The sequence below is a fragment of the Pseudomonas sp. Choline-02u-1 genome, from assembly GCF_002836515.1.
Taxonomy (GTDB): domain Bacteria; phylum Pseudomonadota; class Gammaproteobacteria; order Pseudomonadales; family Pseudomonadaceae; genus Aquipseudomonas.
In genome coordinates this window covers 150,391-166,233 of sequence record NZ_PJBC01000004.1, presented here as the reverse complement: position 1 = coordinate 166,233, position 15,843 = coordinate 150,391, and the positions used below count along the sequence as shown (strand labels likewise).

Below are 15,843 nucleotides of genomic sequence, written 5' to 3'. Positions count from 1 at the left end.
TTTGCGACAGGCTGCGCTAATCTTCCCGGATTGGCCTTTGCGCTCAGGGATATCGACCATGCAATGGATGTTCATGTTGATCGGGCTGGTGCTCGGTGGACTGCTCGACGAGTCATTCAGTGGCGCGCTGTTGGGCGCCCTGCTAGGGCTGGTCATCGGCCAGGCGCTACGCATTGCGCGCCTCGGCGCGCAAACGGCGGAGCAACAGCGCCAGCTCGAGCAGGTGCGCGAAGCCTTGCAAGGCGTGGCTCAGCGGCTGTTTGTGCTGGAGGGGGCGCCCTCGCATGCGCCGACACCGACACCTGAAGCCGAGCCAGTCGTCGAACCCGTCAACGTGGCTGAGCAGGCCGCCCCTACCCCTGAGCTGATCTGGGAACTGCCGCCCGAACTCGAACCGATTTCCGCCGTCGTCGGCGAAACCAGTCAGCCGCTGCCCGTCGATGCCTGGCGTGCCGAACCGGCTCCTGCTGCGCCAGCACAACAACCTGCCGAACCCCGTGGCCCGAACCTGATCGAACGTGGCATCAGCGCTGCGCGCAACTGGCTGTTCGGCGGCAACACTGTGTTGCGCGTGGGTGTGGTGCTGCTGTTTTTCGGTCTGGCGTTTTTGCTGCGTTACGCCACCGAAGGCATGGTGGTACCGATCGAGTTGCGTTACGCCGGCGTCGCGGCAGCGGCGTTGGCCCTGCTGGCGCTCGGTTGGTGGCTACGCCGACGGAACAGCCACTATGCACTGATGCTGCAAGGCACCGGGATCGCGGTGCTGTACCTGACGGTGTTTGCGGCGATGCGTTTGCATCCGTTGCTTGATCCGTCCGCCGCGCTGGGCTTGCTGGTCGCGGTGACGGTGTTCTCGGCCATTCTGGCGATCACTCAGGATGCACTGGGGCTGGCGGCAGCCGCGGCATTGGGCGGTTTCGCCGCGCCGATTCTGACGTCTACCGGCGAAGGCAATCATGTCGCGTTGTTCAGTTATTTCGCTTTGCTCAATGCCGGCATTCTCGCCATCGCCTGGTTCAAGGCCTGGCGCCTGCTCAATCTGATCGGCTTCGTCGGCACGTTCGGCATCGGGTTCGCCTGGGGCCTGCGCTCCTACACGCCGGAACTGCTGTGGAGCACCGAGCCGTTTCTGATCCTGTTTTTCCTCATGTACCTCGCCATCGGCCTGCTGTTCGCCCGGCGCAAGTTGCGCGACATGCCGGACGCGCCGGCGGAGGCCGACCGTGAAGCGTTGCTGCAATGGTCGGCGCGCAAGGGCGATTACGTCGACGGCACGATGTTGTTCGGCCCGCCGATCATTGGCTTCGGTTTGCAGTTCGCGCTGGTCCAGCACCTCGAATTTGCCGCGGCCTTCAGCGCTTTGGCGCTGGGCATGATCTACATGGCGCTGGCCAAAACGCTGATGGGCGGGCGCGCGATGCTGCTGGGCGAAACCTGTCTGGCGCTGGGGGTGATTTTTGCCAGCCTGGCGATTCCGCTGGGGCTCGATGCGCGCTGGACTTCAGCGGCGTGGGCCGTGGAAGGCGCGGGGATTTTCTGGCTCGGGTTGCGTCAGCATCGTCCGTTCGCCCGGGCTTTTGCCTTGTTGCTACAACTGGGTTCAGCGCTGGCGTTTCTCAGCCAATTGCAGCTCGGCGAGAGCAGCCTGCTCGACGGCGCACCGTTGGGCGCGCTAATGCTTGGCGCCGCGTTGCTGTTCAGTTTCCTCCAACTGCGCAAGGCTACGCCTGAGCTGACATCGCCGTGGGAAAGGCACGGCCTGCCAGTGCTGGCATGCCTGGGCCTGACGTTCCTTTATCTGCTCGCACCGTTGTTCCTGTTCATCCAGGGCACGGCGATCAGTTGGGCCTTGGCCGGGTTGGCGACGTTGTTTGTTGGCTTGCGAATTCAATCGCGCACGTTCCTGTTTACCGCGTTCGCCGTGCAGTTGCTGGGCGGTGCGTTGTTCCTGTTGCGCCTGCAAACGGCCGGTGAAGATTCGGCGGTGGTGTTCAGCGCTGGCTGGAGCGGTTTGCTCAGTGCGTCGTTGATTGGCGTGGCGTTGATCGCCGGCATGCTGCTGGCGGCGCGGGACGAGATGGTGCGCAGCGACGTGCGCCTGCTGCGCGGCTTGTCGGTGGTGCTGCTGGCCGGCTTGGTACTGATCAATCTGGCGGTGCTGTTCGTGCTGCCGTGGCAAACCGCGAGTGCAGTGTGGGCGGCCAGCGGTTTGCTGATCATCTGGCTGAGCCTGTACCTGCAACAGCGTCTGAGTTTCGTTTTCGGGCTGCTGTTGCAGGTGGTCGGCGGCGCGGCGTTTCTGCTCGCCGGCCCTGAATGGCTCGGGCCGCTGCCCAGCGAAGGGCTGAAACCGCTGGCCCATGGCGGCTTCTGGACGCCGCTGGTGCTGGGGCTGGCCGCGCTGATCGGTGCGTGGCGCTTGCAACTGGGCAACCATGTCACTGCTTTCGATGCCTTGGGTTTGCAGCGCTTGTCGCAGGTGCTGCTGGTCTGGGGCGCCGGTTGGTGGACGCTGGCGTGGGTCAGCGAAATCCTGCGTTTCGCCTCGCCGAACCTGCAAGGCACATTGTTGCTGCTGGTCGCTGCGATCAGTGTGGCGCTGTGGACGCTGTTGTCACTGCGCTTGAAATGGCCGGCGCTGGGTTTGCTCTGCGCCTTGCTGATTCCGGCCGCTGCGCTGGTTTTGCTCGGCGCTTGGCATTCGCGCTACCACCCGGCCGCCGACTTCGGCTGGCTGGCGTGGCCGGTGCTGTTCGCGGTGCACTTCTTCAGCCTGCGTCGCTTGGCGTGGATGTTGCCGGTGCGCGCGTTGAGCGCCGCCCATGTGCTCGGTTGCTGGCTGCTGATCGGCGTGCTGGCGCTGGAGTTGCGTTACGGCTTGCTGCTGTTGTCCGAGCAGTACAACGCCTGGCGCTGGCTGGGTTGGGCGATTCTGCCGAGCCTGTATTTGCTGTTGATGGCGGCACCGCGCAGCTGGCCGTGGCCGGTCGCCGCGTTTGCTCGCGAGTACCGCTTGTACGCAGCGGCACCGCTGGCGGTGCTGATGCTGGCGTGGTTCTGGCTGGCCAATGGCGTCAGCGATGGCAATGCCGAGCCGTTGCCTTACGTGCCGCTGCTCAATCCACTGGAGTTGGGACTGCTGTTCGCGCTGTTCAGCGTTTATGTCTGGTCGCGCAGCGCGGTTGCGCAGCTGTCGATCCGCCAGGACTACGCCGACCACGGCACGCAATTGATCGCCGGGGTCTCGCTGTTCGCCTTTTGCACCGCGTTGGTCACCCGCGCTGCGCATCACTGGGCCGGCATCCCGTTCGAGCTCGATCAGCTGCTCGCGTCGATGCTGGTGCAGGCCGGCCTGTCGATCGTCTGGACGTTGATGGCGCTGGGGCTGATGATCGGCGGCCATCTGCGCCATCGACGCGAAGTCTGGCTGATCGGTGCGGCGCTGATTGCGCTGGTAGTGGCGAAACTGATTTTTGTCGAATTGAGCAACCGTGGCGGCCTCGCCCGGATCGTCTCGTTTATCGGCGTCGGCGTGTTGCTGCTGGTGGTTGGCTACTTTGCGCCGCTGCCACCCAAACGCGTCGAGGCTGAACCGGCGGCGGACAAGCCCGCGCCGGAAACCGAAGGAGTTGCCTCGTGAGTCGCATGCTGAATCTGGGATGGTTGGTGCTGGGCGTGGTAATGGTGGCCGGCGCTCAGGAAAAACCGGCGGACTTCGCCACGCAGGTGCCGTTGTCGGTGAGTGGCAATGGCCCGTGGTATCGCCTCGAATTGCCGCTGAGCGTGCAATTGCAGGCGCGCCAGACCGATCTCAGCGACTTGCGTGTGTTCAACGCCGCCGGCGAAGCGCAGGCCTATGCCTTGGCTCGCGAATCGGCGCAGACCCGCGACGACGGCAAGCTGCACGAGGTCAAATGGTTCCCGCTGTACAACGCCGCCGACGCCAGCGAGCGCGCGCCCAATGTGCGCGTGCAGTCGACCACCAACGGCACGCTGGTTGAAGTGCAGCCGTCCTCGCAACTGGAGGCGGGCGAAGAAGTGTTGCGCGGTTGGCTGCTGGATGCCAGTGCGATCAAGGCACCGTTGCAGCAGTTGATCCTCGACTGGACCAGCGAGCGCGACGGTTTCCAGCGTTTCAGCATCGAGGCCAGCGACGATCTGCAGCACTGGCAATCCTGGGGCGAGGGCCAGGTGGCGCGGCTGACCTTTTCCGATGAGCGCATCGAACAGCACGAAGTGACTTTGCCGGGGCAGACCGCGCGCTACGTGCGCCTGCTGTGGGAGTCGCCGGGTTCGGCGCCGATCCTGACTTCGGCACAACTGAAGAGCAGCGACCCGCGCAATCTGCCGCTGCCACTGGTCTGGTCGTCGAGCGTGGCCGGCAGCAGCACCAAGGCCGGGGAATACATCTGGCAGCTGCCGATGGGGCTGAATGTCGAGCGGGTGCAGGTTGAGCTGAAACAGCCAAACAGTCTGGCCCCGGTTACGTTGGCCGGCCGGCGCGAGAGCCACTTGCCTTGGCAGACATTGAGCAGTGGCCTGCTGTATCGCCTGAGCCAGAACAATCAGGACGTGGTGCAGAACGAAATCCCGCTGTCCGGGCAGACCGTGCAGCAACTCAAGCTGACCGTGGATGAGCGCGGCGGCGGGCTGGGTGAGCAGGCGCCGGATCTGAAATACGCATTGCGCGCCACCCAGGTGATTTTCCTCGCCCGAGGCGATGGGCCGTACAGTCTGGCCTTGGGCAATGCCACGGTGAAAACGGCGAACCTGCCGTTGACCACGCTGATTCCGGATTTCAAACCGCAGATGCTGGCGACGCTGGGCAAGGCCTCGGTGCAAAGCGAAGCCGTGGTGACGCAGACTTCGACGACGACCGCAGCCGCGGTGGCCGGGACCAACTGGAAGAAAATCGGGCTGTGGGCGGTATTGCTGTTGAGCGTGGTGTTTCTGGGGGCGATGGCGTTCAGCCTGTTGCGCAAGCCGCCCGCCAATACCGGAGCATGAGCGGCTGCGCGCCATTCGCGAGCAAGTCCGCCTCCCACAATGGATCTGTGCACTATGCAGATCGAATGTGGGAGCGGGGCTTGCTCGCGAAGGCGGCTCCTCAATCAATACATTTGCCAAGCCAATCACCTTCGTCCGATTTCGAACTACGCTCAATCCGACACCTGAACTCTCCACCGACAATCACGTCTCATACAGGCAAATACACCCAGGCGCACGTTAGCCGGCGTCTTCGCTCGCTAGGTTTTCAGACTCCCTGTAAACTGCGCGGGTTTTCAGCCCCCCATTCCACCGGAGCCGTCCATGTCCCGCGTTACCTTGAGTCGCTATTTGATTGAGCAGACCCGCAGCAACAACACTCCTGCCGATCTGCGCTTTTTGATCGAAGTGGTGGCGCGTGCCTGCAAGGAGATCAGCCACGCCGTATCCAAAGGCGCCCTGGGTGGTGTTCTGGGCAGCATGGGCACCGAGAACGTGCAAGGCGAAGTGCAGAAGAAGCTCGACGTGATCTCTAACGAGATCCTGCTCGAAGCCAACGAATGGGGCGGTCACCTGGCCGGTATGGCGTCCGAAGAAATGGACAATGCCTACCAGATCCCGGGCAAATACCCGAAAGGCGCGTACCTGCTGGTGTTCGACCCACTGGACGGCTCGTCGAACATCGACATCAACGCCCCGGTCGGCACTATTTTCTCGGTATTGCGTTGCCCGAACGAATACCTGAGCCAGAACGAGCCGCTGAACGAAAAAGCCTTCCTGCAGCCAGGCACCCAGCAAGTGGCCGCCGGTTACGCCATCTACGGCCCGCAGACCATGCTGGTGCTGACCTTGGGCGACGGCGTCAAAGGCTTTACGCTGGACCGCGAAATGGGCAGCTTCGTCCTGACTCACGAAGACATCACCATCCCGGAAAGCACCCAGGAATTCGCCATCAACATGTCCAACCAGCGTCACTGGGAAGCCCCGGTGCAGCGCTATGTTGGCGAACTGCTGGCCGGTGAAGAAGGCCCGTTGAAGAAGAACTACAACATGCGTTGGGTCGCGGCGATGGTTGCCGACGTGCACCGCATCCTGACCCGTGGTGGTCTGTTCATGTACCCGCGCGACAGCCGCGAGCCGTCGAAACCCGGCAAGCTGCGCCTGATGTATGAAGCCAACCCGATGTCGTTCCTCGTCGAACAAGCCGGCGGCGCGTCCACCGACGGTCACCAGCGCATTCTCGACATCCAGCCGGAAGGCCTGCACCAGCGCGTTGCAGTGTTCCTCGGCTCGAAAGAAGAAGTTGCCCGCGCCACGGCCTACCACAAGGAATAAACCATGCACGCGCCCTGGCAGCCGTTGCTCGACTGGTGGTTCGGACATGCCGAATCAGCCAACGAAGTAGCGGCCGAAAAGGGCAAGTTGTGGTTCGGCAAGCGAAACAGCCAAGACCTCGAAGCGCAGACGCGTTTCGGGGTCTTTGTCGATCAGGCCCTGGCTGGCGAATTGACCGAGTGGACGCAACGTCCCGACGGTTGGCTGGCGCTGGTGCTGCTGCTCGATCAGCTGCCGCGCATGATCTATCGCGACACTCCCAAAGCATTTTCCGGCGATTTACGTGCGCAGAAGCTTGTCGCGCAGGGCGTTGCGGCGGATTTTGATCGGCAGTTGAAGCCGATTCAGCGCGTGTTCATTTACCTGGTGTTCGAACACTGTGAAAACCTCGCGGTGCAGAACGAAACCGTCTCGCGATTCATGGCCCTGGTGGCTGAACAGCCGGAAACGGAGCGGGCGGTGTTCGCCGACAATCTGGATTATGCCGAGCGGCATCAGAAGGTGATTGCCCGGTTTGGCAGGTTTCCGCACCGCAATGCGGTGTTGGGGCGGGAGTCTACGGTGGAGGAGTTGGAGTTTCTTGGTCAACCCGGATCCTGGTTCTAAATCAAGGATTGCCTCGTAGAAGCCGTTTCATCAACAGTGCCGGTAGGCTTTTTCGCGTATCGACAATGATATGGACGAAAACCGTTTTTTCTCGCACCTCATAAATAATCCGATTCATACCTGAAATGATTTGCCGATACTGGCCGAGATTGAGCTTTTCGATCTCTTCGGGAATCGATCCTGAATAAGGCAGATCTGCAAGACCAAGAATCGAAATTTTGAGATCGGCATAGGTTTTTTGCCAAATCTGGCTGGAGAATTCTTTGACGAGGTACGTGCGAATTTCTTTGAGATCTGTTTGAGCGGACTGAAGGATAACCACCTTTAAACTCATTGATGATCGGCCTTATCCAGTTCGGCAAAGACATCTTGAGCGTCATTGAACTTGCCTTCCTCAATCTCCCGATTACCCATCGCCAACAATTTGAGCAAGGCCATCGTGCCTTCTTGCTCTTCAAAACTCTTCACATCCATAACGACTAACTTGGCTTCACCGTTTTGGGTAATTACCAGCGGCTCGCGGCTCTCAGTGATTGATTTGACGATCTCGGCCGTATGGCTTTTCAGGTAACTGATCGGTTTGATTTGCGAAGAAAGCTTCATGATGAACCCTGCCAAATTGAACAGGGCTGAGTTTAGTCTTAATTTGGTCCATAGTCTGTACGGGCTGACCAAGCGTATTTCAGTTCGAAACGTTTTCGTCGCTGCTGCCGCCTTCGCGAGCAGGCTCGCTCCCACAGGATTTGGTGGTGCACTCAAATTGTGTAACCACCGGAGATCCCTGTGGGAGCGAGCCTGCTCGCGAGGAAGCCTGAGGCCGCGGCTTAGATCCTGAAGCTGCCGACCAGATGCTTCAACCGCGCGGCTTGCTGCTCAAGATCCGAACACGCGCGCAACGTCGCCTGCAAGTTCTCCACGCCTTCCTGATTCAGCGTGTTGATCTCGTTTATATCAACGTTGATCGACTCGACCACGGCCGTTTGTTCCTCGGTGGCAGTGGCCACCGACTGGTTCATGCCGTCGATCTCGCCGATGCGCTGGGTCACGCTGTCCAGGCGCTCGCCGGCCTGATTGGCGATGCCGACGCTGCTTTCGCTCTCGCGCTGGCTCTCGGTCATGATGGTCACCGCCTGGCGGGCACCGACCTGCAACTCTTCGATCATCTTTTGCACTTGCTGCGCCGAATCCTGGGTGCGGTGCGCGAGGTTGCGCACCTCGTCAGCGACCACGGCGAAACCGCGTCCGGCTTCACCGGCGCGCGCGGCTTCGATGGCAGCGTTGAGCGCGAGCAGGTTGGTCTGTTGGGAAATGCTGGTGATCACCTCGAGAATCTGGCCGATGTTCACCGTGTTGCTGTTCAGCGTTTCGATGTTGCCGCAAGAGTCGCTGATCTTTGCCGACAGCTGTTGCATGGCGTGGATGGTTTTATCCACCACTTGCTGGCCGTCGACCGCGAGGCTGCGCGCATCGCTGGAATGCTGCGAGGCGAGGGCAGCGTTCTGGGCGATTTCCTGGGCGGCGGCGCCGAGCTGATTGATCGCCGCGGCGACGCTGTTGGTGCGGCTGGCCTGCTGGTCGGAGTTGTACATCGACGAGTTCGAGGCAGCGACCACACGCAGGGCGACCTCGTTGACCTGGCCGGTGGCCGACGACACTTCGCGGATCGAAGTGTGAATGCGTTCGACGAAGCGGTTGAACGACGTGCCCAGTGCGCCGAATTCATCGTTGCCATGAATCACCAGACGCTTGGTCAGGTCGCCTTCGCCTTCAGCGATGTCATGCATTGCACGGCCCATGGTCAGCAGCGGCTGCATCAACACACGAATGAGCATGCCGAGCAGGCCGATGATGATCAGCACGGCGATGACCATGGCGATCAGTGCCGAGGTGCGGAATTCGCTGAGCATCGAGAACGCGGTGTCTTTGTCGAGCACCAGCGCCACGTACCAGTCAGCCGACGGCACGCCGTTGACGTGGGTGAAGGAAATCAACTGGGTATTGCCGTCAAACTCGACTTCTTTCAGGCCCGGGCTGACGTGTGGGGCGCCGTTTGGATAAGCCTCGGCGAGGGTCTTGAGCACCAGTTTGCTGTCCGGGTGGATGAGGATCTTGCCTTCGGCGCTGACGATGAATGCGTGCCCGTGGCCGCCGAAGTTCAGCGAGTTGATGATCGCGCTGACGCTGCTCAAATCAATGTCGGCCCCGGCCACGCCGAGCATCTGGCCCTGACGCTGTACCGGGGTGGCGACGGTGATCACCAGTTTGCCTGACGAAGCGGCGATGTACGGTTCGGTGACGATGGTCTGTTGTGCGCTGTTGGCCGCTTTGTACCAGCCACGCGCGCGTGGGTCGTAGTCCGGCGCGCGGTTGCCCGCTGGCACCGAGAACATCACGCCGTCAGCGCCACCGAAGTAGCTGAGCTGGAAATTGCCGGTGTACGCAGGCAGGTCAATGATGCGCTTGAGGCTGGCGGGCGCATTGCCGTCGACGGCGACCTGCTGCGACAGCGATTGCAGCAGTTGGATACGGCTTTCCAGCCAGGTCTGGATGTTGCTGGTGGTCAGGCTGCCCAGCTCCTGCATGGTCGCTTCGGTGCTGCTGCTCAAGGCCTGACGCTGGCGATAGTCGTTGAAAAAGATGAAACAGGCGAACGCAACGGCCACCACAAGGGCGGCAGCCAACAGGATTTTGTGGCTGAATTTCATGTTTCTGGTCATCGAGTGAACTACCGCGAATGGGCTGGTCAGGAAAGGGCGGCAATTTGCCATATTCGGCAGCGTTGCGCTGCTCTTATTTCGACCGCGCCGCGCCAAAGATTAGGCGCGTGTGCGCAAAGTCGACGAAATGCTCGACGGCTTCACAAAGTTTTTGATTTATCGGCAAAAGCCAGACGGGCGGGCTGATAAATAGGCGTTCGCTCACGGAACCAGATGACACTTTGCTCTTCTAAGCTTCTGGTTGGCACCATGCCATCCCCCCTCGTTTCAGGAGTTTCACCATGTCGCTGCGATCTATCGCCCTGCTGTCGTTTTGCGTGCTGTTGGCCGCATGCAGCAAGGTCAATCAGGAAAACTACTCGAAGCTCTCGGCCGGCATGGCCAAGTCCGAAGTGGAAACCCTTCTCGGCAAGCCCACCGATTGCTCGGGCGCGCTCGGTATGTCCAGCTGCACCTGGGGCGACAAGAACAGCTTTATCAGCGTGCAGTACGCCGGTGACAAAGTGCTGATGTTTTCCGGCCAAGGCCTGAAGTAAACCGGGGCTTCGCGCCCACGGAGAAAAAAATGAAGCGGTTATTGCTGATCCTTTTTGCTGGCCTGGTACTGGCTGGCTGCGCCACTTCCGGCGTCGACCCGTTGGCGCCGAAGACCGTCGACAGCGTCAATCTCAAGCGTTATCAAGGCACCTGGTATGAACTGGCACGCTTGCCGATGTACTTCCAGCGCCACTGCGCGCAATCCGAAGCCCACTACAGCCTCAAGCCTGACGGCAACATCGGTGTGCTCAACCGTTGCCTGACCCCGCAGTGGCAGTGGGAAGAAGCCAAAGGCACGGCTTATCCACAGGTGCCGGGCAAGACCGACAAACTCTGGGTCGAATTCGATAACTGGTTCTCGCGCCTGGTGCCGGGCGTGGCGAAGGGCGAGTACTGGGTGTTGTACGTCAGCGACGATTACAAGACCGCCATCGTCGGCGATCCGAGTCGCAAGTACCTGTGGCTGCTGTCACGCACGCCGACCGTCAACGGCGTAGTGCGCGAAGAGCTGCTGAGCAAGGCGCGGCAGCAGGGATACGACACCACACGCCTGATTTGGCGCGCGTCGGATCGGCAGATGGCCAAGACTTCGAATTAAGCTTCGATACACATCAAATGTGGGAGCGGGCTTGCTCGCGAAGAGGGTGTATCAGTCGAGATGAATATTGACTGATGCACCGCTTTCGCGAGCAAGCCCGCTCCCACAGTCGTTTTGGGTCAGCCTAAAAGATCGCGCAAAACCTGGGTGAAGGCTCGGGCGCTATCCTCTTCGCCGGCATGCCGGCCATCGCGCACCACCCACTGGCCATTGACCAGCACATCACGCACTTGCCGATCGCCACCGGCGAACAGCCAGCGATTCAGAATCCCGTCCCCCGAAGCCGTCGCCAGATACGGATCGTTGCCGTCAAGCACGATCCAGTCCGCGCGCTTGCCGATTTCCAACGCACCAATCGGCTGCCCCAGCGCCTGCGCGCCGCCGTCCAGCGCCGCGTCATACAGGGTGCGACCGACCATCGGTTGCTGCGCGCCATACAAGCGATTGCGCCGCTGATCGCGCAGGCGCTGGCCATATTCCAGCCAGCGCAACTCTTCCACCACGCTCAGCGAGACATGGCTGTCGGAGCCAATACCCATGCGCCCGCCCTGGGCGAGAAAATCCACCGCCGGGAAAATCCCGTCGCCAAGATTCGCCTCAGTGGTCAGACACAACCCGGCGATTGCGCGACTGTCGGCCATCAGCGTGACCTCTTCGGAATTGGCGTGCGTCGCATGGACCAGGCACCAACGCTGATCGACTTCGATGTTCTCGTACAGCCATTGCAACGGACGACGACCGCTCCAGCTCAGGCAGTCGTCGACTTCCTTTTGCTGTTCGGCGATGTGGATATGCACCGGGCAGTGTTTGTCACTGGCCGCCAACACCTCGCTGATCTGCTGCGGGGTGACTGCGCGAAGCGAATGGAAACACAGACCCAGCGACTGCGCTTTTTGCTGCGCCAGTAACGGCTGCAAACGCGCTTGCAGATTCAGATAGTTTTCAGTGCTGTTGATAAAGCGACGCTGGCCATCGTTTGGCATCTGGCCACCGAAACCGGAATGGCTGTAGAGCACCGGCAGCAGGGTCAGACCAATGCCGCTTTCGCTGGCGGCCTGGCTGATGCGCACCGCCAGCTCGGCCGGATCGGCGTAAGGCTGGCCGTTGCTGTCGTGGTGCACGTAGTGAAATTCGGCGACCGAGGTGTAACCGGCCTTGAGCATTTCGATGTACAGCTGACGGGCAATGATGCCGAGCTGGTCGGGGCTGATTTTTCCGACGAGGCGATACATCAGATCGCGCCAGGTCCAGAAACTGTCGTTGGGGTTGCCGGCCACCTCGGCCAATCCAGCCATGGCGCGTTGGAAGGCGTGGGAGTGCAGATTCGGCATCCCAGGCAGCAACGGCCCGCAGAGCCGTTCGGCGCCGTCTGCAGTGGAATCGGCCTGGATTCGAGTCAACAGGCCGTCGGCACTGACGTCGAGACGTACATTGTTGGCCCATCCATCAGGCAGCAGCGCGCGTTCGGCAAAGAAGGCGGACATCGTTCGGCACCCCATCGTGTGTAATTTGTATATACATATACAGACGTTTGCCTGCCCGGTAAACTCCGGCAAGCTAGTCACTTTCATCCAATGAACAGGGATCAACCGTGCCGACTCCGCCTCCAGTTTCTCCGTTGGCCGCGAACATGGGCGACAGTCCGGCGCCCTTGTACGCCCGCGTCAAACAGATGATCACCCAGCAGATCGACAGCGGTAACTGGCCGCCGCACTACCGCGTGCCGTCCGAAAGCGAACTGGTCAGCCAGCTCGGCTTCAGCCGCATGACCATCAACCGCGCCCTGCGCGAGATGACCGCCGACGGCCTGCTGGTGCGCATGCAGGGTGTCGGCACTTTCGTTGCTGAACCGAAGAGCCAGTCTGCGCTGTTTGAAGTACACAACATCGCCGATGAAATCGCCTCGCGCGGCCATCGCCACACCTGCCAGGTCATCACCCTGGAAGAAGAGGCCGCCGGCTCCGAGCGCGCGTTGGCACTGGACATGCGCGAAGGGCAGAAGGTCTTCCACTCGCTGATCGTGCATTACGAAAACGACATTGCTGTGCAAATCGAAGACCGTTTCGTCAACGCCCTGGTCGCGCCGGAATACCTCAAGCAGGACTTCACCCTGCAAACGCCCTACGCCTATCTCAATCAGGTTGCGCCGCTGACCGAGGGCGAGCACGTGGTCGAGGCGATTCTCGCTGAGCCGTCCGAGTGCAAATTGCTGCAGATTGAAAAGGGTGAGCCGTGCCTGCTGATTCGTCGCCGCACGTGGTCGGGGCGGCAGCCGGTGACCGCGGCGCGACTGATTCACCCGGGTTCGCGCCATCGTCTGGAAGGGCGGTTCCATAAATGAATTTCGAACTGAAGGTTCTGCGCGCCACAGGCTACCCGCGCATGCCGTGGAAAAACGGCGGCGGCAGCACCGAAGAAATCACCCGTGACGCCGGTGCAGGGCTCGACGGTTTCGGCTGGCGCCTGTCGATTGCCGACATTGCCGAATCCGGCGGTTTTTCGATGTTCGCCGGTTATCAGCGGGTCATCACCGTGTTGCAAGGTGACGGCATGATCCTGTGCGTCGACGGTGACGATACCCGCCCACTGTTACCGCTCGACCCGTATGCCTTCAGCGGCGAAAGTCAGGTGTCGTGCACGCTGCTGGGCGGTGCGATTCGCGACTTCAATCTGATCTACGCGCCGCAGCGTTACAGCGCGCGGTTGCACTGGCTGGAGGGGGAGCAGCGGTTTTTCAGCTCGGCATCGACGGTGCTGGTGTTCAGTGTCAGTGACTTGCTCCAAGTGCGGGTTGGTGACGGCGCGTCTAAATTGGGGCGGCATGATTGTTTGCAACTGGACGGTAATTCGGGGCTTGTTGAAGTCTGCGTTGATGCTGGCTGTTGTGTCATTGAACTGACTGCACGCTGATTCGAAAATCCAAAAGATCGCAGCCTTCGGCAGCTCCTACAGTGGGATTGAGTACACCCTGCAGGAGCCGCCGAAGGCTGCGATCTTTTGATTTTGGTTGTTCCCAAAATCCGCACCAACTTGTTACCGAACGCCCCAGCGTGGCGCAAAACCACGTTCGCTTGGCCATATCGCATCGCCTCGTAATACCCATCCAGAAAATTTCATCCACGCCAGAACCCGCGACTCAGGCGCTCTCCAGCCTTGCCTGTGATTTTTCCTGAACGCCCTTTCAGCGAGTTGGCCGCTTGATTGCATATGCTTGTATGTACAAGTAAAGACGTATGCGTATGAGTCGTCCGAGACTCTCCGCAGCGTCCACTGATTCGCTTGTCGCGCATCGAGGCGCGCAGGCTGCTGCCCACTGCCAGGGTTGGTTTGAATTGATCGCTGAGGAGTCTTTTTCGTGACTGACAATACCCAGAACAGCAACAAGTTTCGTGATGTGCAGATCCGCGCCGCCCGCGGCAACAAGCTGACCGCCAAGAGCTGGCTGACCGAAGCGCCGCTGCGCATGCTGATGAACAACCTCGACCCGGAAGTTGCCGAGAACCCGAAAGAGCTGGTGGTTTACGGTGGTATCGGACGCGCTGCGCGTAACTGGGAGTGCTACGACAAGATCGTCGAAAGCCTGACCAACCTCAACGACGACGAGACCCTGCTGGTGCAATCGGGCAAACCGGTCGGCGTGTTCAAGACCCATAGCAACGCTCCGCGCGTACTGATCGCCAACTCCAACCTGGTGCCACACTGGGCGAGCTGGGAGCACTTCAACGAACTCGACGCCAAAGGCCTGGCCATGTACGGCCAGATGACCGCCGGCAGCTGGATCTACATCGGCAGCCAGGGCATCGTTCAGGGCACCTACGAAACCTTCGTCGAGGCCGGTCGCCAGCATTACAACGCTGACCTCAAGGGTCGCTGGGTGCTCACCGCCGGCCTCGGTGGCATGGGCGGCGCGCAACCGCTGGCCGCCACCTTGGCCGGCGCCTGCTCGCTGAACATCGAATGCCAGCAGGTGAGCATCGACTTCCGTCTGAAAAGCCGTTACGTCGACGAGCAGGCCAAAGACCTCGACGACGCCCTGGCGCGTATCGACAAATACACCAAAGAAGGCAAAGCGATCTCCATCGCTCTGCTGGGTAACGCCGCAGAAATCCTCCCGGAACTGGTCAAGCGTGGCGTGCGCCCGGACATGGTCACCGACCAGACCAGCGCCCACGACCCGCTCAACGGTTACCTGCCGGCGGGCTGGAGCTGGGACGAATATCGCGCTCGCGCCAAGACCGAACCGGCCGCTGTGATCAAAGCCGCCAAGCAATCGATGGCGGTGCATGTGAAAGCCATGCTGGAGTTCCAGAAACAAGGCATTCCGACCTTCGACTACGGCAACAACATCCGTCAGATGGCTCAGGAAGAAGGCGTCGAAAACGCTTTCGATTTCCCGGGCTTCGTGCCGGCCTATATCCGTCCGCTGTTCTGCCGTGGCATCGGCCCGTTCCGCTGGGCGGCGCTGTCGGGTGATCCCCAGGACATCTACAAAACCGACGCCAAGGTCAAAGAGCTGATCCCCGACGATGCGCACCTGCACAACTGGCTGGACATGGCCCGCGAGCGCATCAGCTTCCAGGGTCTGCCGGCACGTATCTGCTGGGTCGGTCTGGGCCAGCGCGCCAAGCTCGGTCTGGCCTTCAACGAAATGGTCCGTAGCGGTGAGCTGTCGGCGCCGGTAGTGATCGGTCGCGACCACCTCGACTCCGGCTCGGTTGCCAGCCCGAACCGCGAAACCGAATCGATGCAGGACGGTTCCGACGCCGTCTCCGACTGGCCGCTGCTCAACGCGCTGCTGAACACCGCCAGCGGCGCGACCTGGGTGTCGCTGCACCACGGCGGCGGCGTCGGCATGGGCTTCTCGCAGCATTCGGGGATGGTGATTGTCTGCGACGGCACGGACGAAGCCGCCCAGCGCATTGCTCGCGTGCTGCACAACGACCCGGCGACCGGCGTCATGCGCCATGCCGATGCCGGTTACCAGATAGCGATCGACTGCGCGAAAGAGCAGGGGCTGAATCTGCCGATGGTCACCGGTAAATAACGCAAAAGCACTGTAGGAGC

13 protein-coding genes are annotated in these 15,843 nt (G+C 61.1%); 9 read left to right on the top strand and 4 right to left on the bottom strand.

Annotated elements, in window-relative coordinates; all coding sequences use genetic code 11:
* The first annotated feature begins 58 nt into the window (after positions 1-58).
* The 4 genes from CXF97_RS04845 (at position 59) to CXF97_RS04830 (ending at position 6,927) form a co-directional block, all read left to right on the top strand.
* Entirely contained in the window at positions 59-3,640 is a 3,582-nt protein-coding gene (locus tag CXF97_RS04845) for a DUF2339 domain-containing protein (RefSeq protein ID WP_101156744.1), read from the top strand.
* Positions 3,637-5,007 (top strand): DUF3999 domain-containing protein, encoded by a 1,371-nt coding sequence (locus tag CXF97_RS04840; protein ID WP_101156742.1) that lies wholly within the window; start codon positions 3,637-3,639, stop codon positions 5,005-5,007. Before CXF97_RS04845 ends, CXF97_RS04840 begins: the two co-directional genes overlap by 4 nt.
* Before the next feature lie 303 nt (positions 5,008-5,310).
* On the top strand, positions 5,311-6,321 hold the full coding sequence (locus CXF97_RS04835; protein WP_007909265.1) for a class 1 fructose-bisphosphatase: 1,011 nt from the start codon (positions 5,311-5,313) through the stop codon (positions 6,319-6,321).
* Positions 6,322-6,324: 3 nt separating this feature from the next.
* Positions 6,325-6,927, top strand: coding sequence for a DUF924 family protein (locus tag CXF97_RS04830; RefSeq protein WP_101156740.1), 603 nt, complete (start codon positions 6,325-6,327; stop codon positions 6,925-6,927).
* A gap of 1 nt (position 6,928) precedes the next feature.
* On the opposite strand, the gene CXF97_RS04825 is transcribed toward CXF97_RS04830, so the two are convergent.
* The 3 genes from CXF97_RS04825 to CXF97_RS04815 all read right to left on the bottom strand — a co-directional run bounded on the left by CXF97_RS04825 (position 6,929) and on the right by CXF97_RS04815 (position 9,644).
* Positions 6,929-7,261: a type II toxin-antitoxin system RelE/ParE family toxin gene (locus tag CXF97_RS04825; RefSeq protein ID WP_101156738.1), complete on the bottom strand. Its 333-nt coding sequence runs from the start codon at positions 7,259-7,261 to the stop codon at positions 6,929-6,931.
* Entirely contained in the window at positions 7,258-7,530 is a 273-nt protein-coding gene (locus tag CXF97_RS04820; protein ID WP_101156736.1) for a type II toxin-antitoxin system Phd/YefM family antitoxin, read from the bottom strand. Before CXF97_RS04820 ends, CXF97_RS04825 begins: the two co-directional genes overlap by 4 nt.
* A 221-nt stretch (positions 7,531-7,751) precedes the next feature.
* Complete coding sequence (locus CXF97_RS04815) at positions 7,752-9,644, bottom strand: methyl-accepting chemotaxis protein (protein WP_218239540.1); 1,893 nt, start codon at positions 9,642-9,644, stop codon at positions 7,752-7,754.
* Positions 9,645-9,925: 281 nt separating this feature from the next.
* Between CXF97_RS04815 and CXF97_RS04810 the strand changes: the two genes are divergently transcribed.
* Both CXF97_RS04810 and CXF97_RS04805 read left to right on the top strand, forming a co-directional pair.
* The gene (locus CXF97_RS04810) at positions 9,926-10,180 is read left to right on the top strand and encodes a hypothetical protein (RefSeq protein WP_016772095.1); all 255 of its coding nucleotides are present in this window, start codon (positions 9,926-9,928) and stop codon (positions 10,178-10,180) included.
* A gap of 29 nt (positions 10,181-10,209) precedes the next feature.
* A complete protein-coding gene (locus tag CXF97_RS04805) occupies positions 10,210-10,779 on the top strand; it encodes a lipocalin family protein (RefSeq protein WP_101156732.1) in 570 nt (189 codons plus the stop codon).
* A 119-nt stretch (positions 10,780-10,898) separates the two neighbouring features.
* Here the strand turns inward: CXF97_RS04805 and CXF97_RS04800 are convergent, their stop codons facing one another.
* Entirely contained in the window at positions 10,899-12,263 is a 1,365-nt protein-coding gene (locus CXF97_RS04800; RefSeq protein ID WP_101156730.1) for a formimidoylglutamate deiminase, read from the bottom strand.
* A gap of 146 nt (positions 12,264-12,409) precedes the next feature.
* On the opposite strand from CXF97_RS04800, the gene hutC reads away from it, so the two are divergent.
* From hutC to hutU, 3 genes are all read left to right on the top strand, one after another.
* Positions 12,410-13,120: a histidine utilization repressor gene (gene hutC / locus CXF97_RS04795; RefSeq protein ID WP_178081150.1), complete on the top strand. Its 711-nt coding sequence runs from the start codon at positions 12,410-12,412 to the stop codon at positions 13,118-13,120.
* Complete coding sequence (locus CXF97_RS04790; protein ID WP_101156717.1) at positions 13,117-13,689, top strand: HutD family protein; 573 nt, start codon at positions 13,117-13,119, stop codon at positions 13,687-13,689. The genes hutC and CXF97_RS04790 overlap by 4 nt, the downstream gene beginning before the upstream one ends.
* Before the next feature lie 445 nt (positions 13,690-14,134).
* The gene (gene hutU / locus CXF97_RS04785; RefSeq protein ID WP_101156715.1) at positions 14,135-15,823 is read left to right on the top strand and encodes a urocanate hydratase; all 1,689 of its coding nucleotides are present in this window, start codon (positions 14,135-14,137) and stop codon (positions 15,821-15,823) included.
* The last annotated feature ends 20 nt before the right edge of the window (positions 15,824-15,843 follow it).